18 protein-coding genes and 2 tRNA genes are annotated in these 24,978 nt (G+C 58.4%); 8 read left to right on the top strand and 12 right to left on the bottom strand.

Going from position 1 to position 24,978, the window contains the following annotated elements; translation table 11 throughout:
• Window positions 1-463 precede the first annotated feature (463 nt).
• From DBR02_RS00655 to ldtA, 3 genes are all read left to right on the top strand, one after another.
• On the top strand, window positions 464-895 hold the full coding sequence (locus tag DBR02_RS00655) for a universal stress protein (RefSeq protein WP_063868381.1): 432 nt from the start codon (window positions 464-466) through the stop codon (window positions 893-895).
• Between the two features lie 47 nt (window positions 896-942).
• The gene (locus DBR02_RS00650; RefSeq protein ID WP_107533327.1) at window positions 943-3,636 is read left to right on the top strand and encodes a cation-transporting P-type ATPase; all 2,694 of its coding nucleotides are present in this window, start codon (window positions 943-945) and stop codon (window positions 3,634-3,636) included.
• A gap of 63 nt (window positions 3,637-3,699) precedes the next feature.
• Complete coding sequence (gene ldtA, locus DBR02_RS00645; protein ID WP_107533326.1) at window positions 3,700-4,632, top strand: L,D-transpeptidase; 933 nt, start codon at window positions 3,700-3,702, stop codon at window positions 4,630-4,632.
• A gap of 85 nt (window positions 4,633-4,717) precedes the next feature.
• Here the strand turns inward: ldtA and DBR02_RS00640 are convergent.
• Window positions 4,718-4,793, bottom strand: a tRNA-Asn gene (locus DBR02_RS00640).
• 320 nt (window positions 4,794-5,113) lie between these two features.
• On the opposite strand from DBR02_RS00640, the gene nac reads away from it, so the two are divergent.
• Both nac and cbl read left to right on the top strand, forming a co-directional pair.
• Window positions 5,114-6,031: a nitrogen assimilation transcriptional regulator NAC gene (nac, locus tag DBR02_RS00635; protein WP_063450207.1), complete on the top strand. Its 918-nt coding sequence runs from the start codon at window positions 5,114-5,116 to the stop codon at window positions 6,029-6,031.
• Between the two features lie 96 nt (window positions 6,032-6,127).
• Window positions 6,128-7,078 carry an HTH-type transcriptional regulator Cbl gene (gene cbl / locus DBR02_RS00630; RefSeq protein WP_107533325.1) on the top strand — a complete coding sequence of 317 codons (951 nt, stop codon included), beginning with the start codon at window positions 6,128-6,130 and terminating at the stop codon, window positions 7,076-7,078.
• Window positions 7,079-7,177: 99 nt separating this feature from the next.
• On the opposite strand, the gene DBR02_RS00625 is transcribed toward cbl, so the two are convergent.
• The 6 genes from DBR02_RS00625 to DBR02_RS00600 form a co-directional block, all read right to left on the bottom strand.
• Window positions 7,178-7,253 (bottom strand) — tRNA-Asn (locus DBR02_RS00625).
• Between the two features lie 167 nt (window positions 7,254-7,420).
• A complete protein-coding gene (locus DBR02_RS00620) occupies window positions 7,421-9,610 on the bottom strand; it encodes a TonB-dependent siderophore receptor (RefSeq protein ID WP_063868385.1) in 2,190 nt (729 codons plus the stop codon).
• 26 nt (window positions 9,611-9,636) lie between these two features.
• Window positions 9,637-10,962 carry a lysine N(6)-hydroxylase/L-ornithine N(5)-oxygenase family protein gene (locus DBR02_RS00615; RefSeq protein ID WP_107533324.1) on the bottom strand — a complete coding sequence of 442 codons (1,326 nt, stop codon included), beginning with the start codon at window positions 10,960-10,962 and terminating at the stop codon, window positions 9,637-9,639.
• On the bottom strand, window positions 10,959-12,701 hold the full coding sequence (iucC, locus tag DBR02_RS00610) for an IucA/IucC family protein (protein ID WP_107533323.1): 1,743 nt from the start codon (window positions 12,699-12,701) through the stop codon (window positions 10,959-10,961). Before iucC ends, DBR02_RS00615 begins: the two co-directional genes overlap by 4 nt.
• Complete coding sequence (locus tag DBR02_RS00605; protein ID WP_107533322.1) at window positions 12,698-13,645, bottom strand: GNAT family N-acetyltransferase; 948 nt, start codon at window positions 13,643-13,645, stop codon at window positions 12,698-12,700. The genes iucC and DBR02_RS00605 overlap by 4 nt, the downstream gene beginning before the upstream one ends.
• Window positions 13,645-15,387, bottom strand: coding sequence for an IucA/IucC family protein (locus tag DBR02_RS00600; RefSeq protein ID WP_107533321.1), 1,743 nt, complete (start codon window positions 15,385-15,387; stop codon window positions 13,645-13,647). The genes DBR02_RS00605 and DBR02_RS00600 overlap by 1 nt, the downstream gene beginning before the upstream one ends.
• A 138-nt stretch (window positions 15,388-15,525) precedes the next feature.
• On the opposite strand from DBR02_RS00600, the gene DBR02_RS00595 reads away from it, so the two are divergent.
• Window positions 15,526-16,725, top strand: a complete 1,200-nt coding sequence (locus DBR02_RS00595) for an MFS transporter (RefSeq protein ID WP_107533320.1) — start codon at window positions 15,526-15,528, stop codon at window positions 16,723-16,725.
• Between the two features lie 3 nt (window positions 16,726-16,728).
• Here the strand turns inward: DBR02_RS00595 and mtfA are convergent, their stop codons facing one another.
• Window positions 16,729-17,526, bottom strand: coding sequence for a DgsA anti-repressor MtfA (gene mtfA / locus DBR02_RS00590; protein WP_003859539.1), 798 nt, complete (start codon window positions 17,524-17,526; stop codon window positions 16,729-16,731).
• Window positions 17,527-17,791: 265 nt separating this feature from the next.
• On the opposite strand from mtfA, the gene DBR02_RS00585 reads away from it, so the two are divergent.
• Complete coding sequence (locus DBR02_RS00585) at window positions 17,792-18,694, top strand: LysR family transcriptional regulator (RefSeq protein ID WP_107533319.1); 903 nt, start codon at window positions 17,792-17,794, stop codon at window positions 18,692-18,694.
• On the opposite strand, the gene DBR02_RS00580 is transcribed toward DBR02_RS00585, so the two are convergent.
• The 3 genes from DBR02_RS00580 to DBR02_RS00570 all read right to left on the bottom strand — a co-directional run bounded on the left by DBR02_RS00580 (window position 18,666) and on the right by DBR02_RS00570 (window position 22,319).
• Window positions 18,666-19,457 (bottom strand): substrate-binding domain-containing protein, encoded by a 792-nt coding sequence (locus tag DBR02_RS00580; RefSeq protein ID WP_107533318.1) that lies wholly within the window; start codon window positions 19,455-19,457, stop codon window positions 18,666-18,668. The two genes, DBR02_RS00585 and DBR02_RS00580, sit on opposite strands and share 29 nt — an antisense overlap.
• A 3-nt stretch (window positions 19,458-19,460) precedes the next feature.
• A complete protein-coding gene (locus DBR02_RS00575) occupies window positions 19,461-20,762 on the bottom strand; it encodes an MFS transporter (RefSeq protein WP_107533317.1) in 1,302 nt (433 codons plus the stop codon).
• A 261-nt stretch (window positions 20,763-21,023) separates the two neighbouring features.
• Window positions 21,024-22,319: a serine hydrolase domain-containing protein gene (locus DBR02_RS00570; protein ID WP_107533316.1), complete on the bottom strand. Its 1,296-nt coding sequence runs from the start codon at window positions 22,317-22,319 to the stop codon at window positions 21,024-21,026.
• 95 nt (window positions 22,320-22,414) lie between these two features.
• On the opposite strand from DBR02_RS00570, the gene DBR02_RS00565 reads away from it, so the two are divergent.
• A complete protein-coding gene (locus DBR02_RS00565; RefSeq protein ID WP_107533315.1) occupies window positions 22,415-23,320 on the top strand; it encodes a LysR family transcriptional regulator in 906 nt (301 codons plus the stop codon).
• Here DBR02_RS00565 and fumA read toward each other — a convergent pair.
• The gene (gene fumA, locus DBR02_RS00560) at window positions 23,309-24,958 is read right to left on the bottom strand and encodes a class I fumarate hydratase FumA (RefSeq protein WP_063450195.1); all 1,650 of its coding nucleotides are present in this window, start codon (window positions 24,956-24,958) and stop codon (window positions 23,309-23,311) included. The two genes, DBR02_RS00565 and fumA, sit on opposite strands and share 12 nt — an antisense overlap.
• Window positions 24,959-24,978: the final 20 nt, after the last annotated feature.

The raw sequence follows: 24,978 nt of genomic DNA, 5'->3' as shown, positions 1-24,978 counted from the left end.
CCTGATAATAATTGTTTTATTTATTTCGTCATCAATGCTGGGGTGGCGCTATTCTGCCAGGGCCGAGACGACCACATAGGTAAATAAACCGATTGCTGTGCTGGCGATAATGGCAAGCGCGATAAACAAACCAAGGCGAATCAGGCTTAAACCGTACATGCATTCCTCCATGAGGTAGAAGGTGGCGCAGGGTAAATATGAATAAACGTATTGCATGCCTGACTATGAGCATAGTCGGTGAATAAATAAATGTTAAATAACCATTATTAGTGGCGTGGCAGGCTAAGGCGAACACGTGTGACGATAGCGTATTCGCTTTGAATAACAACCTGATATTCCTGTGCTACGTTTAATAGCATTCATCCCTTTTTTCCGAAAAGGCCTTTGCGCATATACCCCCTGGTTTGATGCGATCTCTCCTGATTCACTCACAGCTGTGTTAGTTATAAAAAGGATGCTTGATATGTATAAAACGATTCTGGTGCCGGTGGATGTTTACGAAACAGCGCTGTCAGATAAAGCGCTACAGCATGCCCAGTTCCTCGCGCAAAGCGCATCGGGTGACGTTCATCTGCTGTACGTTATGCCAAAGTTCTCGGCCGAACTGACCCGCGGTTTTATTGCAGACGCGAGAAAGATGGATGAATATATGGTTAATAATGCTAAAGAAAAACTTGCCGCGCTGGTAAAAAAAATCAACCTGCCGGAAGAAAATGTTCATCTTCACGTTCGCAGCGGGAATATACGTGATGAGGCGATCAAACTGGCGGATGAACTTAACGCCGGCGCAATTATTGTGGGGTCGCGCAATCCAAATATTCAAACCCACTTATTAGGGTCAGAGGCGGCGAGTATCGTTCGTTATGCGCATGTTCCTGTTTTCGTTATTCGTTAATGGCATGAAAGCAAGGTGATTTCTGAAAAGAACCCGAGGAAGGAACGATGATAACAGAAAAGCCTCACCGTCCGTATTATCAACAGACCGTTGATGAAACCCTGACAAATATCCACTCCAGCCTGGACGGACTTAGCAGTGCGGAAGCCACCGTCAGGCTGGACAAATATGGTGAAAATGCCTTACCGCAAAAACCGGGTAAACCCGGCTGGCTGCGCTTTCTGGCCCATTTCAACGATGTTCTCATTTACGTTCTGCTGGTGGCGGCGCTGCTGAAGCTGATAATGGGACACTGGGTGGATATGTTTGTCATTCTCGGGGTGGCAGTCATTAACGCCCTGATTGGCCATATTCAGGAGAGCAATGCGGAGAAATCGCTGCAAAGTATTCGCAATATGCTCTCCAGCGAGGCGGTGGTCATCCGGCAGGGCAGCCATGAAACCATCCCCACCACGGCGCTGGTGCCGGGAGACATCGTGGTTATACGCGCCGGAGATCGCATTCCTGCCGATCTTCGCGTGATAGAGGCGCACAACCTGCGGGTGGAAGAGGCTATCCTCACCGGCGAATCCACCGTGGTGGAGAAAAGCAGCGATGCGCTCAGCGGTGAACTGCCGTTAGGCGACCGTTACAACCTGCTGTATTCCGGCACCACGGTCAGCTCCGGTGGGGGAAAAGGGCTGGTGGTAGCGACCGGCGGTGAGACCGAGCTCGGCCATATCAACCAGATGATGTCGGACATCGAAAAACACCGTACCCCGCTGATGGTGCAAATGGACAAGCTCGGCAAGACCATTTTCATCACCATTCTGGTCATGATGCTGGCGCTGTTTGTTTTCAGCCTCATCTTCCGCGATATGCCCGTTTCAGAGCTGGTGCTGTCGCTGATTAGCCTGGCGGTGGCGGCGGTGCCGGAAGGATTACCGGCCATTATCTCGATCATCCTCTCGCTGGGCGTGCAGGCGATGGCGCGCCGCAAGGCGATTATTCGCAAGCTGCCTACCGTGGAAACCCTGGGTGCGATGACGGTTATCTGCTCGGATAAAACCGGCACCCTGACCATGAATGAGATGACGGTAAAAGCGGTGATTACTGCCGATACCACCTACCGCGTGGAGGGCGACAGCTACGAGCCGGTGGGCACTATTCACCCTGTTGACGATCCAACGCCAGTCAGCGTGACCCAGGGATCTGTGCTGGAGCGCTATTTGCGCACCGTCGATCTCTGTAATGACAGCCAGTTGATCAAAGATGAGCAGGGGTTATGGAAAATCACCGGCGGCCCCACCGAAGGCGCGCTGAAAGTGCTGGCGGCCAAAATTCCGCTGCCAGCAGTTGATGCCGAGTTGCGCAGTAAAATCCCATTCGATTCGCAGTACAAATACATGTCCACCCTGTATCGTCTGGGCGACGAAGAGGTGATGTTAATCACCGGTGCGCCGGACGTCCTTTTCCGTCTTTGTCAGCACCAGCAGACCCACAGCGGGCTCGAGCCGTTCAACCTGCACTACTGGGAAGAGAAGATTGAAGAGTATGCGCGCGAAGGATTGCGCATGGTGGCTGCGGCCTGGAAGCCGGCCGCCAGCGGCCAGCGCGAGCTGACCCATGCCGATCTGCAAGAGGGCGTTATTCTGCTCGGCATCGCGGGCATGATGGATCCCCCGCGCCCGGAAGCCATTACGGCCATTGCCGACTGCCTACAGGCGGGCATTCGCGTGAAAATGATCACCGGGGATCATCCGCAAACGGCGATGAGCATCGGGCAGATGCTGGGTATTGGCAACGCGGCGAGCGCCATCACCGGACGCGAGCTGGAGGCGATGGACGACCATCAGCTGAGCGACGCGGCGCAAAAATACGATATCTTTGCCCGAACCAGCCCGGAAGATAAATTCCGCCTGGTGCAGGCGCTGCAAAGTAAGCAGGAAGTGGTCGGGATGACCGGGGACGGGGTGAACGATGCGCCGGCGCTGAAGCGGGCGGACGTCGGCATCGCGATGGGGATCAAAGGTACTGAAGTCACCAAAGAAGCTGCCGACATGGTATTAACGGACGATAACTTTGCCACCATTGCCCGGGCGGTCCATGAAGGGCGTCGGGTCTACGACAACCTGAAAAAGACCATTCTGTTCGTGATCCCCAGCAACATCGCCCAGGCTCTGCTGATCATTATCGCCCTGCTGGCGGGGAACCTGATCCCGCTAACACCGGTACTGATCCTGTGGATGAACATGGCAACCTCGGCAACGCTGTCGTTTGGCCTGGCGTTTGAAGCGGGTGAAAAGGACATCATGAACCGGCCGCCGCGTAAGTCTAACCTTCACGTGATGGACGGTTACGCCATCTGGCGCGTGGTGTTTGTCGGCCTGATGATCGCCATCAGCGCCTTTGTGCTGGAGGCCTGGCTACAACCGCGCGGCTACTCGCCGGAGTTCATCCGCACCGTGTTGCTGCAAATGCTGGTGACTGCCCAGTGGTTTTACATGCTCAACTGCCGCGTCACCGACGGCTTCTCCCTGAGTAAAGGTTTGCTGGCTAACAAGGGAATATGGATTGTGAGCGGCGTACTGCTGGCGCTTCAGCTTCTGATCGTCTATGCGCCGTTCATGCAAATGCTGTTCGGTACCGAGGCGCTGCCGTTCCGCTACTGGATCATTACTTTCCTGGTCGGGTTTGCGATGTTCATGATCGTTGAAGCGGAAAAAGTCCTTACCCGGAGATGGCGCACGACGAAAAAGTGATTGCGTGAGTATGATAAGCCTGCCCACCGGCAGGCTTTCTCTTTTGGATGAGTACAGAACACTATGATTCGATTTGCCGCGTTCGTTTTTACGCTTTGTATGCTGGTTCCCGCTGCATCTGCTGTCACTTACCCGCTGCCTCCCGAGGGGAGCCGCCTGGTGGGAGCGCCGATAACCGTCACCGTACCTGAAGGCAATACCCTGCCGCTCGAAGCGTTTGCAGCGCAGCACGGGCAGGGGTTGAGCAATATGCTGGAAGCTAACCCGGGGGTAGATCCGTTTTTACCGCGTGCCGGTACACAGCTGGTGGTGCCGCAGCAGTTAATTTTGCCGCCAACGGTGCGCGAGGGGATTGTGGTGAACGTCGCGGAAATGCGTCTTTACTATTATCCACCCGGCAGCAATACGGTTGAGGTCTTGCCTATTGGCATTGGTCAGGCCGGGCGCGAGACGCCGCGTAACTGGGTAACCGCCGTAGAGCGCAAGCAGGAAGGCCCAACCTGGTCACCGACGCCCAACACGCGGCGCGCTTACGCGAAAGAGGGGAAAACGTTGCCCGCGTTCGTTCCCGCCGGGCCGGATAACCCGATGGGGCTGTATGCTCTCTATATCGGCAGGCTGTACGCTATACACGGTACCAACTCGAATTTCGGCATCGGCCTGCGCGTCAGCCAGGGCTGCATTCGCCTGCGTAATAACGATATCAAATACCTGTTTGATAACGTTTCGGAGGGGACGCGGGTACAGCTTATCGATCAGCCTGTAAAAGTGACAACCGAGCCGGACGGCAGCCGCTGGGTTGAGGTCCACGAGCCACTTTCACGCAATCGTGCTGAATTTGAATCGACCAACGAGGTGCCGCTACCCATTACGGCTGCACTGCGGTCGCAGCTTGTGAGCGAGGGTGCAGCCGCTGAGCTGGAACGGCGGTCGGGGATGCCGGTGAAGCTTGCTATGCCCGGTGGCGCTGCGCTTACCGGGCCTACAGGACCGTAGATCGGGTAAGGCGCAGCCGCCACCCGACAAACTTACCGAACGCAGAAAAGCAAAAAGCCTGCTTTAAAAGCAGGCTTTTCAAATTTGGCTCCTCTGACTGGACTCGAACCAGTGACATACGGATTAACAGTCCGCCGTTCTACCGACTGAACTACAGAGGAATCGTGTGAACGGGGCGCATATTATCGACCTGCGTACGCCTTGTCAAAGGTTGGATCGCTGACTTTTAACTGTTTGCTGACAAAACCAGCAAAGTGACGTTTTGGCCAACGTAATGCACCATTTTTGTGCAGATATACCCCGAATGGGGCAGATCGGAAACCACTGTCCCGGACTCAAAACTGGCATTAGCGATTGGCTTTCCTTATTTTCAGCCGCTTAGCACAGATATTTTCCCGCCGCCAAAAACTGGCATCCATATTGCAAAACCTGTTTAACAACACAGCCGTTACCGGCACGCTATTTTCGAACAGGGGGCAACATGAACTTAAGACGACTGAAATACTTCGTAAAAATCGTCGATATCGGCAGCCTGACCCAGGCGGCTGAAGTGCTGCATATCGCGCAGCCTGCGCTGAGCCAGCAGGTCGCGACTCTGGAAGGCGAAATGGACCAGCAACTGTTGATCCGCACCAAGCGCGGCGTAACGCCTACCGAAGCGGGTAAAATTTTATACACCCATGCCCGCACTATCCTGCGTCAGTGCGAACAGGCGCAGCTGGCCGTTCATAATGTGGGGCAGACCCTGAGCGGGCATGTCTCCATCGGCCTGGCGCCGGGAACGGCCGCATCGTCTGTCACCATGCCGCTGCTTCAGGCGGTGCGCGCTGAGCTACCGGAAGTGCTGGTTTATCTGCATGAGAACAGCGGTTCCGTGCTCAATGACAAACTGCTCAACGGTCAGCTGGACATGGCCGTGCTGTACGACCGCTCACCGGTTGCCGGGATCACCAGCCAGCCGCTGCTGAAGGAAGATCTTTATCTGGTCGGGACCCGTGATTGCCCGGGGCAGAGCATTGATTTAACCGCCGTGGCGGAGATGAACCTGTTCCTGCCGCGCGACTACAGCGCCGTGCGCGTGCGCGTCGACGAAGCGTTCTCGCTGCGCCGTCTGACGGCGAAAATTATCGGAGAGATTGACTCCATCTCCACGCTGACTGCCGCCATTGCCAGCGGTATGGGGGTGACGGTACTGCCCGAGTCTGCCGCACGTTCACTGTGCAGCGCGGCGAACGGCTGGATGGCCCGTATCACTACGCCATCCATGAGCTTACCGCTCTCTTTGAATATGTCCGCGCGGGGCTCACTGACACCGCAGGCGCAGGCGGTGAAAGAGATCCTGATGTCTCTGGTCAGCAAGCCGTCGCTGGAAAACCGCGAGCTGCAACTGGTGAGCTGATATTCCAAATAAGCATAAGATGCTGGTTTTTATTATTTGTTCTACAGCCCGGCTGACTCTAACAATAGCCTTATGTCAGATGCGCCGGAGTGAATCGTGAATTTCCAGCAACTTAAAATTATTCGTGAGGCGGCCAGGCGGGATTACAACCTGACCGAAGTCGCCAACATGCTCTACACCTCCCAGTCGGGCGTCAGCCGGCATATCCGCGAGCTGGAGGAGGAGTTAGGCATTGAGATTTTTATCCGTCGTGGCAAGCGCCTGCTGGGCATGACGGAACCAGGCAAGGCATTGCTGACCATCGCTGAGCGCATTCTCAACGAGGCCAGCAACGTTCGCCGGCTGGCTGATCTCTTTACCAACGACGCTTCGGGGGTGCTGACCATCGCCACCACCCACACGCAGGCGCGCTACAGCCTTCCGACGGTGATCAAAGCCTTTCGTGAAATCTTTCCTGACGTACGGCTCGAGCTCATCCAGGGCACGCCGCAGGAAATCGAAGTGCTGTTGCATAACGGTGGGGCAGATATCGGTATCGCCAGCGAGCGGCTGAGCAACGACCCGCTGCTGGTGGCATTCCCGTGGTTCCGCTGGCATCACAGCCTGCTGTTACCCGCCGATCACCCCCTGAACCAGGTTTCACCACTGACGCTGGAAGAGATCGCCAAATGGCCGCTGATTACCTACCGGCAGGGCATTACCGGACGCTCGCGCATTGATGAAGCGTTCAAGCGTAAAGGGCTGACGCCGGACGTGGTACTGAGCGCACAGGATTCAGACGTGATCAAAACCTACGTCGAGCTAGGGCTGGGGATTGGCCTGGTGGCTGAGCAGTCTGGCGCAGAGCGTGAAGCCGAAAATCTGGTGCGTCTCGATACGCGTCACCTGTTCGACGCGAATACCGTCTGGCTGGGTCTGAAACGCGGGCAACTTCAGCGCAACTACGTGTGGCGATTTATCGAGCTCTGCAATGCGGGGCTCTCCGTGGATGAGATCAAACGTCAGGTGATGGAGCCGGAAGAAGTGGCGATTGATTATCAGATTTAGTCGCTAATCAGCAGGCCGGGTAAGGCGCAGCCGCCACCCGGCAAATTTACCGAACCCACAAAAGCAAAAAGCCTGCTATAAAAGCAGGCTTTTCAAATTTGGCTCCTCTGACTGGACTCGAACCAGTGACATACGGATTAACAGTCCGCCGTTCTACCGACTGAACTACAGAGGAATCGTGTGAACGAGGCGAATATTATCGACCTGCGTGCGCCTTGTCAAAGGGGAAAACGACGTTTTTGTTCGTTTGCCGACAATTTCAGCAAACCGATGATTTAATAGCAAATTTGCTTTCAAATTGCACAGCGAATTGCGCCGCCCGCAGGCAGGCGGCGCGAAGGATCAGAACAGAACGGAGTAGTTCAGACCAAACGTACGTCCACGACCTTTGTAAGTATACAAACCCGGTGCGCCGTAGGTTGGGCTATACAGCCCCGGTGCGCGCTGACCCCAGGCGGTGGTGTAGTCTTTGTCCAGCAGGTTTTCCACGCTGAAGCTGACTTTCCCCACCGGCAGGGCGTAGCTGCCGAGGAAATCAATGGTGTTATAGCCATCGATCTTCTTACCGTCGGCATCCGACACGTCGAAGGTTTGAGTGCTCTGCACGCGCAGGGCCCAGTCGCCCGGCGCCCAGTTGACCCATGCGCTGGCTTTCGACGGGCTGGCGCTGTCGACCGTCAGCTTCTCCCATTTCCCGTTTTCACGCGTTTCGGACTTGATGGCGTTAAAGTTCGCCCCGGTGCTCCAGTCGCTGTCGGTGAAGAAATAGTCCACCTGGCCTTCAACCCCGTAAATACGACGTTTGTCGTCTTCCAGGTTGATGGTCATGTCGCTCTTGTTGATGGTGATGGTTTTATCCGAGAGCGAGTAGTAGGCCGCCACCTGCGTACGCAGGTTATCGCCGGTGAAGCGCCAGCCCAGCTCGTAAGCGTTGACCTTAATCCCGTCCAGCGTCGAGTCGTTCACGTTCACGCTGTTTTGCAGACGATAGTGACCATCCACCAGCTGATAGGTGCCGGAACCGTAGTACTTCGCCAGATCCGGGATCTCGAAGCCCTGAGAGAAGTTAAACCACAGCTGCTGCTGTTCAGTCAGACGTCCAAGGATCCCGGCGTTAAACAGGAAGTTGTTGTAATCGGTTTTCCCGCCCGGCACCGCGTCTGCGGAGGTCGCTTTGCCTGTTGCAATAGCCTGCTGCTGGGCGTAACCGACAAAATCATCCACCTTGTTTTCGGTGTACTGGTAGCGCACGCCGCCGCTCAGGGTGATGGCGTCAATGTCATAGCTGGCTTGCAGGAACGGCGCGAGGTTAGTGATGCTGTAACCCGGATAACGCCCCACGTTGTAAGCGTTGTCCAGCTCCATGCCGCCGCTCGCCGCCGCTTTGCTTAAGTCGAAGAACTGCTGGTTGGCGTCGAACGTTTCATGGTCGGCATCCACGCCCCAGGTAAGCGTCAGGTCATCCATCGGCTTGCTGTTCAGCGTCAGCTTGCCGCCATAAAAATCGGTTTTCTGCTGGGATGCGCCAATGCTGGTTACCGCGCCTTTGCTCAGCGTCGGGAACGGGTAGTAGGTCAGGCTCTCATCACGGTAGTAAATCTGCGCAACCAGATCCTGGCCCCAGAAGTCGGTGTTCGAGTATTGCAGGTTAATCAGGTGACGCTCTGTGCCCGGGATACGGTCAGAGTTCAGGTTGTCTTTGTTATAGGCTTTGGCATCGCCCGTGACCGCAGCAAAATTCTCCCCGAGGAACAGGCCATGTTTCCCGTCGGATTCGCTCTTGTAATACTGCGTGGTTAACTGAAGCTGCTGATGATCGTCGATGTTGATGGTGCCTGTTCCCATCACGTCGATACGGTCGGAATACTGCAAGCCGGTCTGGGTGTTATCGATAATCACTTCGTCGCCGTTGCCGTCATACCAGCCGCCGTAGCGCTGATACGAGACCGACAGACGGCCAGACGCGTTATCGTTGCCGCCGCTCACGGCAGCGGAGACGTTCTCATCATGGTCGTTATGGCTGTTAAATCCGCTTTTTGCTCCGGTCTGGAACTCGACTTCGGTCTCCGGCTGGCCTTTTTTGGTGACGATGTTCACCAGCCCGCCGGTACTGCCGCCGCCGTAGAGCGAGGTGGCGCCGGAGATCACTTCGATGCGGTCAATGTTGAACGGATCGATAGAGTCGAGCTGGCGGCTGTCGCTGCGGGATGAGTTCAGGCGCACGCCGTCCACCATCACCATCATGGAGCGACCGCGCAGGTTCATGCCGTAGTTGGTACGCCCCTGGCTGCTGACGTCCATGCCGGGGATCAGCTGGGCCAGCACGTCTTTAATCTCTTTCCCGCCCTGGACCTGCTGCTCAATTTCCGCCCGCTCAATAACCCAGGTGGTCTGCGCCATCTCTGCCACGCTGCGGTGGGCACGGCTGGCGGAGACCACAATATCTTCTTCCTTTTGTTCTTCCGCCCACGCAGAGGTAGAAAGCATGGCAAGCAGGCACGGATTTAAAACCCAAAGATGAGAACGTTTCATTGTTATGTTGATCCTGAATGTGTGTGTCAGTACTCGGTGGTCTTCATTAATGATTTAAAAACCTGGCTGCTCTCCGGGCTGGTGGTGCTCCGCCAGTGGATTACGCCGGGGGTGGTTGCCAGTTCAAACGGCTCGTCATCGTGAGCGCGATTCAGAATTCGCGCCGCGCGCCAGGCCATCAGGCTGAGCTGGGGTTCGGCAATACCGAGACGGTGCATCCCGGCGTTGACGGCAAACAGGCGGTTGCGCTGCGGGCCGTCCCATTCAAGGGTGAAATCATTGTTGATGCAGAAGGCGTCATCCTCATCCAGACGCAGTCGGGAAGAGAGCGGGGCCAGAAACGCGGGCTGCACGGCGCGGTAGCCGGTGGCGAAAATCACCACGTCGCTCTCCAGCTGTTCACGCCCGCCGTCGAGATGATGCTGTATGCTCAGGCGCTGCCCGTTTTCCAGGCGCGTCAGCGCCGTCACCGAGCGGGACGGCAGCAGGTGCGCCCAGGGTTTTTCGCGCAACACTTCGAAACGGTGGTACATGGCGCGGTAAATGGCCAGTAACGACTCCGTGGTGATCCCGTCGGAGGTCATCTTCTGTTCCTGCAACATCTGACGACGCGCGTCGTCACCGAGCGTGGCGAAGCTGTCCACATACTCCGGCGTGAAATACTCGTTAGCAAACGCGGCCTCATCCAGCGCGTTGTAATTGTTGCGGCGCGATACCCAGTTGAGACTCAGCGGCTGGCCCCATTCCCCGCGGAAGATATTTAAAAACAGATCCGCACCGCTCTGGCCGCCGCCGACAACGGTGACGCGTTTGCCCGCTAAATCCGGCGTGCGCAGCATCATCTCGCTGGCGTGGAAGCAGGTATCATCCTGCGCGGTGACGCACTCGGGCAGATTGATCTGCTTACCAATCCCCACGCAGACGTGGCGCGCAAGGAAGCGATCCCGCTGGGTCACCACCTCAAACAGGCCGTTTTGCTCATCAAAGCTGACCTGCTGCACCTGCTGGCTGAAGGCCAGATTCGTCAGATTATCCGCCGCCCAGCACAGGTAGTCGGCAAACTCCTCGCGAGAGACGGTGCGCTGCTCGGTGGTCAGAAAACGGTAGAACTTCTTACGCTGAACAAGGTAGTTCAGGAAACTGTGGCGGTTGGTCGGCTCCACGGCGCTGACCAGATCCTTCAGGAAGCTGGTCTGCATGTGGCAGTCCGGCACCATCATGCCCGGGTGCCAGGAGAAGTGCGGCTTGCGTTCAAGAAACAGCGAGCTAAAACCGTCCAGCCCCTCTGCCAGCGCGGCGATGCTGAGGTTGAACGGACCGATACCGATGCCGATGAAATCATACGTTTTCATTGCGCTGACTCCTGGGAGACCAGAAAAAGAGGGTTATCAAGATCGCAGACGTAGTTCGGCAGCATGCGGCTGCCGCCGTCGTGTTCAGAGAAGGTCAGTTTGACCGGGTTGAGGATCACGCGAATAATCTGCGGCTTAAACAGGTCGAACTTCGCGAAGCGCGCTGCAAGATCCGGATGGGCGGCCATATAGCGGTGCAGCACCTGCGCCAGGATCTGATAGAAACGCGTTTCGCTCACGCCGCATTGCAGGGTGAGGCGCGAAATAAAGCGCAGCACCGTCACAAAGTTGCCGGTTTGCAGGTCGTGGATGATGTAATCCGCACTGAGGCGCGCGGTGACGGCTTTTACCTGTTCCGGCAGGCTCTGCGCCTGCGGGAAATCTTCGTCCACCAGGCGCATATCGCCCTGAAAATCCTTCAGCAGAATGCGCTGTGGAACGTCGTCTTTCATCACCAGCGTGACGTTCTGGCCGTGGGCGATCAGCGCCACGCCGTAGCGGCAGAGCAGGTGATAGAAGGGGATCACCGTCGCCTCAAACAGCCTGTCCAGCCATGCGTCAGCGGTTAAGCCCGAGCGTTTGATCCACGCGTCAATCAGCGGGCGCCCCTGGTTGTCGGTTTCCATCAGCGCCGCCATCAGCACCGCCTGTTCGCCGTCCTGTAAATAGCAGGATGGGTTCTCGCGCCAGATCACGCCCAGCATCTCCTGATAGCGGTACGGCGCCTCAGGCAATGCGGCATAACCCGGATGCGACAGATAGCCGGCGGCGGGTTCGCCAAGCACCTGCGCCCCGGAGCGAATCAGCGTGGCATCGCTGGCGAACTGCTGCTGTAACCAGCGCGAGGCCAGCGGACCGGCGGCAATGTACTTGCCCGGAATACCGCGGTAGCAGGAGGTGTTGTAGATGGTCAGCGGCAGCTTGATGTCATACGGTGCGCGACGGCTGGCGTTAGTCAGCGTGCGCAGGGACTGCTGCGCCAGATACTCATCGCCAAACTCGCCCAGCTCGACCATTTCGCCCCGTGCGAGCTGCGCCAGGAAATGAATGGCAATTTTTTGCTGCCACTGCCACGGATGCAGCGGCACGGGCAGCCAGCGGTCGTCCAGTTCCAGCGCCTGCCAGCAGGCGTCGAACCGGGCGCGCTCGGCATCGTCCATGGCGCTGGCGAGCAGGGCGTTAATGTCGCAATCGGCGTCGCTGCTCCAGACCAGACGCTCGCGCTGCACAGCTACCCAGTGCAGGCGAAAGCGACCGCGATATTCCGGCGCGTACTGGCGTAGCGCATCCAGCCCCCAGCCGCGGCGTCCCTTGTTGAAGATAAACTTTGGGTGACCGCGCATCAGGCACTGTAATTCGTCCGGGTCGAGCTGGATCAGCGCATCGGCGTCCAGCGCTTCACGCGCCTGCAACAGCTGCATGTCGCCGCGCAGCGTGGCGTAGAGATCTTCCATGTGCTCCGCCGTTTGCGCGTCGCTCATCTCCAGCACGGTGGCGAGTTGTAGCAAAGCGCTTTCCGCTTCGACCGCCGCGCCGCTGGCGGTGGTCAGGGTGTCCGGATCGATATGCAGCCAGCCCCAGATCCCACGCGTGGCGCGGAACTGCCATGACGCGTTGCCCATGGCGATGCGCCAGCCGTCCGCCGAAACCGGCTCGGCGCGCAGGGTGCGTTCGTATTCCAGTTCAGCGAGGATTTTTGCCACCATCTCGCGGTTCACTTTCTGCCAGAGCGCGTTCACAGTTCCACCTCATGAAAGAAGCGGTGACGCTCGCTCATGATCAGACGAGAGCGCTTGTGCGGGAAGTCAAACTCCTTCACCGTGTCGAAACCGGCGGACGTCAGGTGGCGGAACAGACGCTGGTTGTCGAAGCGCGGCTCGGCGACAATACGCGTCGTGCGCGGTTCATCGAGATACAGATAGTGGCTCAGCCCGCGCAGCCAGCTGCGGATATACTGCGCCCCGCGCCAGTGCTCTTCCCCGACCAGCATGTGCAGCCCACGGTCAAAGGACTGCCAGCGGTAGTGGCGGCCAATACGGTCTTCTGGCGCCCAGTAGAGTTCAAAATAGCCGAACGGCTCATCGTCAAAGCAGCCGATCACCGGATAGCAGTACGACGAGTCGAGCTGGCGACGCAGGTAATTTTCCTGTTCGGCCTGCGGACCGGCCATCTCCCAGAAGGCGTTCACGCGCGGGGTGTTCATCCAGCGGGTGAAACGCTCGCCGTCCAGCGCCACGTCCGCCACGCGGAAACTCAGGGTGCGCTTAATCTGCGGATCGTAACGGCGATAAACTTCACCCTGCGGGCGGTGAGGGCGCAGCGGGAAATAAAGCTGGCGGCTCTCGTCAAACTGCATGCCGCCGCTCGCCTGCGGACGTTCGCCTTTCAGCCACAGCGGCAGCTGCCAGAAACGTTCACGCGCCAGATAATCCCCGTTTGCGAGGCTAAACAGCGCCTGCGCCTGGGGTTCATCCTGCCAGGCGGCCCACGGCAGGGTAATGCCCGTCAGGGCGGGCGCGGCAACAAACAGCTGGTCGAGCGCCTCCACCAGCCAGCCGTCCGGGATCCTGGCCAGACGATCAAGGACCGCGCTGCCGTCAAGACCCAGGGTCAGCGGCAGGTTTTTTTCCGTGGACGTGCAGCGGAAGCCGTAGCCGGAATGGACGATATTCGCAATGGCCATCACGCCTTCTCCTTATAAAACGGGTTGCTAAAGTCGAAATAGATCACCGCCGGATCGGCGATGGTATTTTCGTTGCGATCGTGCAGGTAGCAGAAGAAGTTGCCCTTACAGTTCCAGGTCGGGCTGTCGAGCACGTAATCGAGGCAGCGGGTCTGCTTCGCCGTTTTACGCAGGTCGGCCAGCGCGTCCCGCACGCGGGACATCAGGCTCTCTTCGCTGTCGAAGCCGGCAGCGGCGAGGGCGGCGGTCACGGCAAGGGTGGAGTTCAGCAGCAGGTAGTACGGGAAGTAGCGCAGCAGCTGGCTGTCGCCAAAGCGGTTTTCCACGTCGGTTTCGCCCGCTTCTTTCAGCCACGCGTCGGCCCCTTCGGTCCATGCGCTGCCCTGGCAGTCACGGTAGATCAGCCCGACGGGAAAATCCTGCTGCATCTCAACGAGAATATTTTGCTGGTGCGCCAGCAGCACCAGGCCGTAGTCCGCCTCGGCGCTGAACAGGGGGAGTAATACGCGGTCGCAGTAGGCATCCAGCCAGCAGCGCGCGGCCTGGGCGAGCGGGAGATCCAGACGCGCGCTCAGACGGCGAACCGCCGCCGCCAGCAGGCTGTCGCCGCCGTCCGGTGCGGCCTGCGTCAGGCTTACCAGCACGTTGGTTTGCGTTTCAGGGGTAGGGAACAGCAGGTTGACGCGCAGGGCCATCAGGCTCTCTTCCTGAACGACGCCGTGCTCATCGCACAGGCCCGCCCAGCCGTCTTCCTGCATCACGCGCATGGTCGGGTAGCGCGCCTGTAGCCCCTGCCAGCGTTCCGTTTTCGCCAGTCGCGCCAGGCGCATTCCGCGCTTAACCTCTTTCACCGACAGCGTGCGCACGGAGTTGGTCAGGCGCACGCTCAGGGAGAATTTAATCATGTCGCTGTTGGTTTCGCTGTACAGCGAGCGGGAGGAGCTGGTGGGCAGCCACTGCGCGCCCGCTTCGCCCAGATCCTGAAGGGCACCTTTTTCGACCAGACGCTGGCACCAGGGCTGTTCCAGCAGACAGTCAGCCTGCCACGGGTGCATCGGCAGCAGCCAGCGGGTGTCGGTGAAGTGGCCAAGCAGCGCCGGGGCGCTCTGCGCCGCAAAACGCAGCAGCCGCTCACGCAGGGAGACATTCAGGCTATCGCCGGTAATCTGCGTACTCTCAACCGCGAACCAGCGCAGCGGGAAGCGGGAGGCAAAATCCGGCAGATAGCGGCGCGCCTCGGCGTCGTTAAACGGCTCGTGGGACTTAGGTGCAGGGTGAAACGCGTGGCCGACCAGCAGCGCCTGTTCCGCTTCGGCAAAGGTCAGCGGCTTATCGCGCAGGTTGGCCCAGTTGTGGCGTAAATCAATGGCCTGCCAGGTATGCGTATGGCTTTCCAGCACGCGCTGCCTGAAGCGCGCCAGCGTATCGGCATCCAGAGATCCGTTGACCGACGGTTTGTGCAGAATGAAATCAATCAGTTGATGAAATGTGACCGCGTCACCACCGTCGCTGTCGGCCTGAATCAGCGTGGCCGGGAAACAATACTGGTGATGCTGCGTGGGGGAGAAATAGCGTACCGGAACCCGAATGGCCTGGGTTGGGGAGAGCGGGATATGAATCTGCGATAACTCATCCGCACGGGTTGCGGGAAGATAATGCCAGTCCTTCGTTTCGCGCAGCAGCGCGTTCAAAAAACACTGGGCCGCAACATCTGTACCGGCGGAGCGGGGCAGAGCACGCATAGATGTACCTCATTCCATGACTGATAATAATTCTCGTTATGATATTCATTCTGTTTACAGTCGCAACTATTTTTGCAATATTTGTTTTCATAAACTTCATAATTTCCACACATTTATTGACATTATCTTCACAATTCTATGCGCGCCTCTATTAATAATCTGACTGATGATATTGCCCCGAAGGCCAACTGGCCCCTGGCGCTGGGCGCCGGTTTACTGGGCATCGGACAAAACGGTTTGCTGGTCATGCTGCCGCAGCTGGTATCAATGACCGGCTTTTCGCTCTCCGTCTGGGCCGGGCTGTTGATGTTCGGCTCGATGCTCTTTTTACCCGCATCGCCCTGGTGGGGACGCCAGAGCGAGCGGCGCGGCTGCAAGATCGTTATGCTGGCCTCGTTAGGCGGCTATCTGATTAGTTTTGTGCTGATGGCGCTGGTGGTCTGGGCGATGGCACACGGCGCGCTGAATGCCTTCTGGGGAATGGCGGGCCTGATTCTGTCGCGCATGCTGTACGGCCTGACGGTCTCGGGGCTGGTGCCTGCGGCCCAGACGTGGGCCATTCAACGTGCCGGGCTGGATAAAAGAATGGCGGCGCTGGCGACGATAAGCTCTGGCCTTAGCCTCGGGCGTCTGCTGGGGCCGCCGCTGGCCGCGCTGATGCTCAGCGTCAGTCCGGTCGCACCGCTCTGGCTGATGGCGCTGGCACCGCTTATCGCGCTGCTGCTGGTGCTGCGCGAGGCCGCGGATCCGCCGCTGCCGCCGGTGGCGCATCAGTCGACGCGGTTACAGGCCTCGATGCTGCCTTTCCTGGCGCTGGCGCTGCTGCTGGCGGCGCTGGTCAGCCTGATGCAGCTTGGCTTATCACCCCATCTCTACCCGTTATTCAATGGCGATGCCGTGCAAATCAGCCATCATGTCGCGATGCTGCTGAGCCTGGCCGCGCTGGCGACCCTTGCGGCACAGTTTCTGGTGGTGCGCCCGCAGCATTTTAGCCCGAGGGTTTTACTCCTCATTGCCGCAGTTTTGATGGTGGCGGGGCTTGGGCTGATGTGCCTTGCAAACGTAGCCCTGTTCTACGTGGGCATTGTCATCACCTCGCTGGGTGCCGCCATGGCCACGCCGGGATACCAGCTTTTGCTTAACGATCGGCTGACGACGGGTAAAGGCGCAGGGGTAATTGCCACCAGCCATACGTTGGGGTACGGTGCCAGCGCACTGCTGGTGCCCGTGGTGACGCGCTTGTACGGTGAGCAGTTTTTGATTACTGCCGCATGGGGAATGGCGGTGCTGTTTCTCGCGGTGAGCGTGTGGGTACGATCAACCGATCGTACCCCTTAAACATTAGTGGAACGGATGTGAGGACGTGCTCGCAGCGTCCTCGCTTTGCCGCAGACGCTGGAGCGGATCCTGCTGGTAAAACTGGCAAAAACGCTGCCACAACGCCGGGAAGCGAGGGGCAAAAAGCTCGGGTGCGCTAAAGAAATACTCGGACAGCACCGCAAAGCATTCGGCGGGATCGGTCGCCGCGTAGGCATCAATGCTGGCCGCACTCTCACCCACCAGGTCTATCTCATCCTGAATGTTTTCCATCGCCGCGTGAAGGTCGTGCTCCCAACCTGCGACTTCACGCAGCGGGATCAGCGGCACGCCGCTGGCGCGATCGCCGTTGCGGGTATCCAGCTTATGCGCCACTTCGTGAATAATCAGGTTGAAGCCCGAGGCATCGAACGAGTCCTGAATATCCAGCCAGTTGAGGATGATCGGCCCTTGCTGCCAGCTTTGTCCGGACTGCACCATACGCTGGTTGTGCACCAGGCCGATGTCATCTTCCCATTCGTCATCAACGATAAACGGTGCCGGGTAGATCAGCACTTCGTGGAAGCCATCCAGCCATTCGATGCCCAGCTCCAGCACCGGCAGGCAGAAGAGCAGGGCGATGCGCGAATTTTTAAGCGGGTCGAGCTCGAAGCCCTGTAGCGGTACCAGACGTTTTTGCTGTAAAAAACGCTCTGCCAGCTGAATCAGCTTTGATTGCTCTTCAGGCAAGAGATTCGCCAGCACGGGGATCGCCAGAGCCTCATCCCAGGGCAGCGCCATATTTCGACCAGCGTCGTTCGTTTTCCAGGGCCACTTAATCATCGCTTTGCTCGTTACTCGCACGTGAACAAAATGGAAAGGTCAGGGGCTGTTAGCATGCCAACATACTCTGTATAGCAGTATGACACTCCTCTTCGGCAGTTTGCAGACGGGCAGCCTGTTTAAGAGGAATCCAGCCCGCATAAACTATCACTATGTGCCGTCTGGTTGATAGCGCTTTAGGGGTATCCCCTTCATTTTGTGAAGTATGTCGTGCGCGGCTATGATAAATCTCTTCTCACCCTATGTGCTTAAGGATCCTGTCCGTATGCCCGTCAATTTCGACCTCAACGATCTCTACGCCTTCCGCGCGCTGCTGGAATATGGCAATTTCCGCCTTGCGGCAGAGTCTATCTGCCTTTCCCAGTCGGCACTGAGTCGCAGAATTGAAAAGCTGGAGGCGGCGCTGGGGGCAAAGCTTTTCGACAGAACCACCCGGCGCGTCACGCTGACCCTGTATGGTCAGACCTTTGCCGACCGGTGCGGGCAACTGCTTGCCGACGTGGAGTCCATGCTTTCGGATATCGATAAAGCCAGCGAGGAGCGCACGGGGCTGATCACCGTGGCGACCGTGCCGTCAGCCGCGTGTTACTTTATGCCGGACGTGATCCGTCGCTTTCAGTCTCGCTACCCCCGCGTGCGCATAAAGCTGATCGACAGCAGCGCCGGGAATGTTATCGAGGCCGTCACCCGCGGACAGGCGGATTTTGGTATCTGCTTCGCCCAGAATTTGCAGCCCGACATCGAATGTGTCCCACTGGTGGAGGACGTCTACGTCGCCGCCTGCCTGCGCGACAGCCCGCTTGCCAAAAGAAAAAGCCTGACGTGGCAGGCTTTTTATCAGCAGGATTATATCGGTCTGGATAAGACGTCCGGCAACCGCAATCTTCTTGACCAGCGGGTCGGGCATATTCGTCCCGAGCGCCCCAGCATCTGCGAAACACGGCACGTGACGACCATGCTGGGGATGGTTGAAGCCGGGATCGGCATTGCCGCCGTTCCCGCCATGTCAATGCCCCGCGCCGAGCATTCGCTCCTGACATCGATCCCTTTAACCGAGCCCGAGGTCAGGCGGACCGTGGGGCTGATTCGCCGTCGCGGGCGGATCCAGTCCTATATTGCTGCCGAACTGGAAGCGCTGATCACCGAGCAGTATCGCGATCTGCGCTAACGGGCTGTAGGCCGGTTGCCGTCACGATCGGTGCTGCATCCGGGGAAGAGAGAAAGGCCAGCAGCGCTTTTCCCCGTTCAGGATGGTCGGCGCTCTGGGTCACGGCGCCGGCGAAGCGGGTTATGTACTGCATGTCGTCAGGCAACTTGCCCACAAACGTCACCCCCGGTACCGGCAGAAGTTCGCTGACCTGCTGAAAGCCGAGGTCGTATTTCCCTTTCGCCACCTCAGACGCCACCGGGATGCGTTCAACCCGGTGCGCTTTACCGTGAACCTGGCCGTCGATGCCCAGTTTCCCGAACAGCTCGCTCTCGACATACCGGCCGCTGGCGCTGTCGGAATACGCCATGGATTGGGCCTTCAGCAACGTTTGTCGAAGGGCAGCCACCGTACTGATATCCGGCACCGGCGCGCCCGCTTTAACGACCATCCCGACGGGCGAATCCGCCAGCTCCACGCGGGAGCCCGGCGCCGTCCAACGATCCTGTTCAAGCTTTTCCAGCGCATCGCCAACCATAATCACCACATCCGCTTTTTCGCCCCGGGCGAGCCGGGCGGGAATAGCCTGCGGCGTTTTGCCCATCGACGGGCCGGAGATTAAAACGAGCCTGTCGCCGCTTTTCGCCTCATACTGCGGCGCCAGCTTCTCCAGCGCCGCTCTGAAGCCACCAGAAATCATCACTGTAACGTCTTCGGCAAGCGCGCCCGCGCTGAGGGTGGCGAAGGTCAGGGCGGTAATCACCGTTCTGAATTTAAGCATCATCAATCACTCCTCAACGGCGGTGTGCAGGGCTAACGTACGGCGACGATAGAGATAGAGCGTTGCCAGCAGGGCGCAAACGGCGGCAAAGCTCATCCAGTAGCCGGGAGAGGCTTTGTCTCCGGTGTACTCAATCAAGGCGGTCGAGATCACCGGCGTGAAGCCGCCAAAGATGGCGGTCGCCAGGCTGTAAGCCAGCGAGAAGCCCGCCACGCGGACTTCTGTTGGCATGATCTCCGTCAGGGCCGGGATCATCGCGCCGTTATACAGGCCATAGAGGAAAGAGAGCCACAGCAGTACGGTCAGCATCATGGAGAAGCTCGGGGCGGCGGCCAGCATCGTCAGCGCCGGATAGCTGGTTGCCAGCGCCAGCAGCGTCATGGCGATCAGCACCGGCTTCCGCCCGAAGCGGTCCGAAAGCGCACCGCCGATCGGCAGCCAGATAAAGTTGGACACCGCCACAAGCAGCGTGACCAGCAGGCTGTCCGACGCGCTCAGCATCAGCACTTTTTTACCGAAGGTCGGCGCGTAAACGGTGATCAGGTAAAAGGCGGTGGTGGTCATCGCCACCATCAGCATGCCCGCGACGACAACCTGCCAGTTGGCGAGCAGCGTTGTGAAGACCTGACGCATCGCCAGATGGTGGCGACGGGCGCTGAACTCCTCGGTCTCCTCCAGCTTGCGGCGCAGGAAAAAGATGAACGGCACAATCAGACAGCCAAACAGGAACGGGATACGCCAGCCCCACTCGCGAATGGCGCTCTCTTCCAGCACCACGTTCAGCGCGAAGCCCATCGCCGCCGCGACCATAATGGCGACCTGCTGGCTGCCCGACTGCCAGCTGGTGTAAAAACCCTTGCGGCCCGGCGTGGCGATCTCCGCCAGATAAACCGAGACCCCGCCCAGCTCAGCGCCAGCCGAAAAACCCTGCAACAGGCGGCCGGTCAGCACCAGCAGCGGCGCCCACAGGCCAATGCTCTGATAGGAAGGGATCAGCACAATCAGGAACGTTCCGGCGGCCATAATCGACAGGGTGACGATCAGCCCTTTACGGCGACCCACTTTATCAATGTAGGCTCCGAGGACAATGGCCCCGATTGGACGCATCAGAAAGCCCGCGCCGAAGACGGCGAAGGTCATCATCAGCGAGGCAAATTCGCTGCTGGCCGGGAAGAACGTGTGGGCGATATAGGTGGCGTAAAACCCGAACAGAAAGAAGTCGAATTGCTCAAGAAAGTTGCCCGACGTGACGCGGAAAATCGCGCCGGCTTTCGCCCGGACGGTTGCAGGTGAGGTTGAGGAAACCATGGTTATCTCCAGTTTTTATAGCGACGTTATGCTCGTCTGTTTCTGAAAACTGGATCAGGATGTGAGAATTAATAAGCGCAAAAAGCGCATGAATTGATGCGTGCCGCGCATGAATGACAATGTGTTGACCAGGATTTACATAGGCAACAATAACTTAACATTTGGGTGATCTTTTATTTACCTGTTTTCGCTAAGTTGCTGAAATCGCTGTTTTGTGACGTCGCGCAGAGGTGAAGCCAGGCAAAGCCTGGCTTCGGTAATTTAGCGCAGCGCGTTGGCAATGGCGCTAAACATTAGCGACGCTTCCAGCGGCTGGGCGCTGAATGACGGCTCCGCCTGTGGCCAGGTGGACCACTGGACAATCACCAGGTTTTCCTTCTGATTGACCACAATCATCTGGCCGAAAATGCCCAGCGCCCAGAGGGAGTCCTTCAGCGAATTCTCGACCTTTGGCTCTACGTTTGTGGCGTTGGCCGGTACCTCGTTGTTCCACCACTGATAGCCGTAAAGGCCTTTCGGATGCGCGGCGGAGACAGAACCTTTTGCCTGCGTCCACTCGGAGGACTGCTTCACCCAGCCGTCAGGGAAGATCTGCTTCCCGTCCGGCAGCGTACCGTTATGCAGGATAAATTCCCCGAAGCGTCCCCAGTCTTCCAGGGTTGCGTTAAATCCGTGCGCGCCCACGTCGTGCTGGCCTTTGCTGTAGGCATGCCATACGCCGTCGCTGGCCATGCCGTACGGCTGCCAGATGCTTTTCTCCAGATACGCGGCGAGCGTCATGCCGGTGGCGCGCTCAAGCACATCGCCTAACAGCCACGCGCCGCCCGAGGAATAGGACCAGTTTTCCCCCGCCGGATGTTCGCGGCGTAATCCTTTCACCAGCGTGCGCACGCAGTCGTAGGTGCCCGGCTTCGCTTCGCATTCGGTAAGCCGGGCGAAGTCTGACTGCGGGTTGGTGTAATCTTCATTCCACGCCACGCCGGAGGTGTGGGTGATGAGCTGCTTCAGCGTGACGCCGTCCCAGGCGGTGCCTTTTAAATCCGGTTCGTATTGGGTGACAAGGTCGTCCAGGGAGTGGATTTTACCCTCTTTGATCGCCACACCCACCAGCGCGGAAACCACGGATTTGCCCACGGAGCGCGAGGTCCAGAGCGTTGAGTCGGTATTGCCTTCTCCCAGATATTTATAGGCCACTTTGCCATTTTTCAGCACCAGCATGCCGCTGACGTTCTGGCGCTTCAGGTAATCCTGAAGATCATAGCTCTTGCCATTCACCTGATAGCGGGCATCTGTGAGCGGTTTTTCTGCGGCGAGCAGCGGCGAGGCGTTGCCGTGGCGGAATACATCGCCCGCGTAGTTGCGGTAGTCATTGCGAAAGCCCACCACGCGGTCGGCCTGACTCCAGGTGAGCATCGTATGGGTGTCCGGGAGTTTGGCATCAAAAGGCGCCGGACAGGTCGTGAGGTCGGTGCCGCCACAGGCAGCCATCGCGGCAGGCGAGACCAGGCTACCGACGACAAGCGCCGCGAGCAGCGTGCGATTGGTTTTGTTTTTCATATTTATCTCGTTTGGCTCAGGAAGGACTTCAGTTTAAGAACCCGCGCCCTATAATAAAAAGCGCGTTATGGGGGAAAATCCCCCGTAAAAATCGCGTGGAGAATGACGTGGCAAACCTGATCTACTCTTTTGCCCAGCTTGAGGCGTTCACCGCCGTCGCTGAGCACGGCAGCCTGATGAAGGCGGCCAGTAAACTCGGCAAAGATCGTACAACCCTTCGCGATCTGATCGATTTTCTTGAGGATGGGCTGGGCTACGCGCTGTTCCTGCGGGAGGGGCGCAGCCTGCGCCTGACGCCGGAAGGGGAGCAGCTTCAGCGGCAGGCGCACCTGCTGATGCGGCAGGTGAAAGCGTTTGAGGCGTTTGCCCGTACGGTGCCGGACAGCGCTACGCAGGACATTGCCCTCGTTTACGATCCGTTCACCCCCAGAGCCTTTTTGCAGGCGCTGATTGCCACGCTGGCGACGCAAAAAATTCGCCTGAGCCTGACCAGCGCGTCACGCGATGAGGCGGAAGCCATGCTGGCGAGCGGTCAGGCCGATCTGGGCATCTGCCAGGCGCGCAACCGCAGCGTGGGCAATGAGATGGAGTGGCGGGCATTAGGGGCGATCGAAATGGATTTTTACGCCGCAATGGCGCTTTTTGCGGAGGTGGCATCGCCGGTGTCGCTGCTCGATCTCTCCCGGGTGCCGCAGGTGATTATGCATGCCGCATCCGACGAGCCGGTTGCGCGTCGCCTGCAAATTTCAGGGCACACGCTTTTCACTAACGAACTGGAGATGCTGCGCGGCCTGCTGGAGCAGGGGTGCGGCTGGGGCTTTTTGCCGACCCATCTTCACGCGGCGCGGTGGAAAAACGTAAAAAGGCTGCCCACCGAAGTGGGCAGCCAGGGGATAAGTCAGACGATGGTCACCATCTGGAAGCCGGGCAGCGACAAGCGCGGGCTTATCAACGATACGCTGTCGCTGCTGCCGGCATTATGGAAACGCTCAGCGCTGTGAGCACCCTTTGCACTGTTTGTTCTGGATCTGCTGGAAGAAGTCGTTGCCTTTGTCATCCACCAGGATAAACGCCGGGAAGTTTTCCACCTCAATTTTCCAGATCGCTTCCATTCCCAGTTCCGGATACGCCACGCACTCCAGGCTCTTGATGCTGTTTTGCGCCAGCACCGCTGCCGGGCCGCCGATGCTGCCGAGGTAGAAGCCGCCGTGCTTATGGCAGGCGTCGGTGACCTGCTGGCTGCGGTTACCTTTTGCCAGCATGATCATGCTCGCCCCGTGGGATTGCAGCAGGTCCACATAGGAGTCCATGCGCCCCGCAGTGGTTGGGCCGAGTGAGCCAGACGCATACCCTTCCGGGGTTTTGGCCGGACCGGCATAGTAGATCGGGTGATCTTTCACGTACTGCGGCAGCGCTTCGCCGTTATCGAGCAGTTCCTTCAGCTTCGCATGGGCGATGTCGCGCGCCACGATGATGGTGCCGTTAAGGGACAGGCGGGTAGAGACCGGATGCGCGGAAAGCTGTGCCAGGATCTCTTTCATTGGCTTGTTAAGGTCAATGCTCACCACGTCGCCTTCACCCTGCTGGCGCAGGGATTCAGGAATATACTGGCCCGGGTTGTGCTCCAGCTTCTCAATCCAGATCCCATCGCGGTTAATCTTCGCTTTGATGTTGCGATCAGCAGAGCAGGAGACGCCCATGCCGATTGGACAGGAGGCACCGTGGCGCGGCAGGCGGATCACGCGAATATCGTGGGCGAAGTATTTCCCGCCGAACTGTGCGCCGAGGCCGAGGTTTTGCGCTTCCTGAAGCAGTTCCTGTTCGAGCTGAACGTCGCGGAACGCCTGGCCGTGCGCGTTGCCTTCTGTTGGCAGTTCATCGTAGTAGCGCGCAGAGGCGAGCTTGACGGTTTTCAGCGTGGCTTCTGCGGAGGTGCCGCCGATAACAAAGGCAATATGGTACGGCGGGCAGGCTGCGGTGCCGAGGGTGCGCATCTTTTCAACCAGATAGTTTTTCAGCTTCGCCGGGGTAATCAGCGCCTTGGTTTCCTGGTAGAGATAGGTTTTGTTGGCAGAGCCGCCGCCTTTCGCCATGCACAGGAATTTATACTCGTCACCGTCGACGCTGTAGAGGTCAATCTGTGCGGGCAGGTTGGTGCCGGTGTTCACCTCTTTATACATATCCAGCGCCGCATTCTGCGAGTAGCGCAGGTTGTCCTCAATATAGGTGTTATACACGCCCTGGCTCAGCGCCGCTTCGTCACCGCCGCCGGTCCAGACGCGTTGGCCTTTCTTACCCATAATGATTGCCGTGCCGGTATCCTGACAGGTTGGCAGCACGCCTTTCGCCGCAATGTCCGAGTTGCGCAGGAATTGCAGGGCCACGTATCGGTCGTTCTCGCTGGCCTCCGGGTCGCTCAGAATAGCCGCAACCTGCTTCTGGTGAGAGGTGCGCAGCATAAACGCGGCGTCGTGGAAGGCCTGCTGTGCCAGCAGGGTCAGCGCTTCGGGCTCCACCTTCAGCACTTCCTGACCGTCAAACTCGGCAACGGAGACGTGCTCTTTGGTCAGCAGATAGTATTCGGTGTCGTCATGCGCGAGCGGGAAGGGGTTCTGGTAGAAAAACGGTTTGTTTGACATAGCGTATTGCTCCACAAAAA

It is taken from the genome of Enterobacter cloacae complex sp. (genome assembly GCF_900322725.1).
GTDB classification, from domain to species: domain Bacteria; phylum Pseudomonadota; class Gammaproteobacteria; order Enterobacterales; family Enterobacteriaceae; genus Enterobacter; species Enterobacter quasihormaechei.
This window is presented reverse-complemented; position numbering and strand designations above follow the sequence as displayed.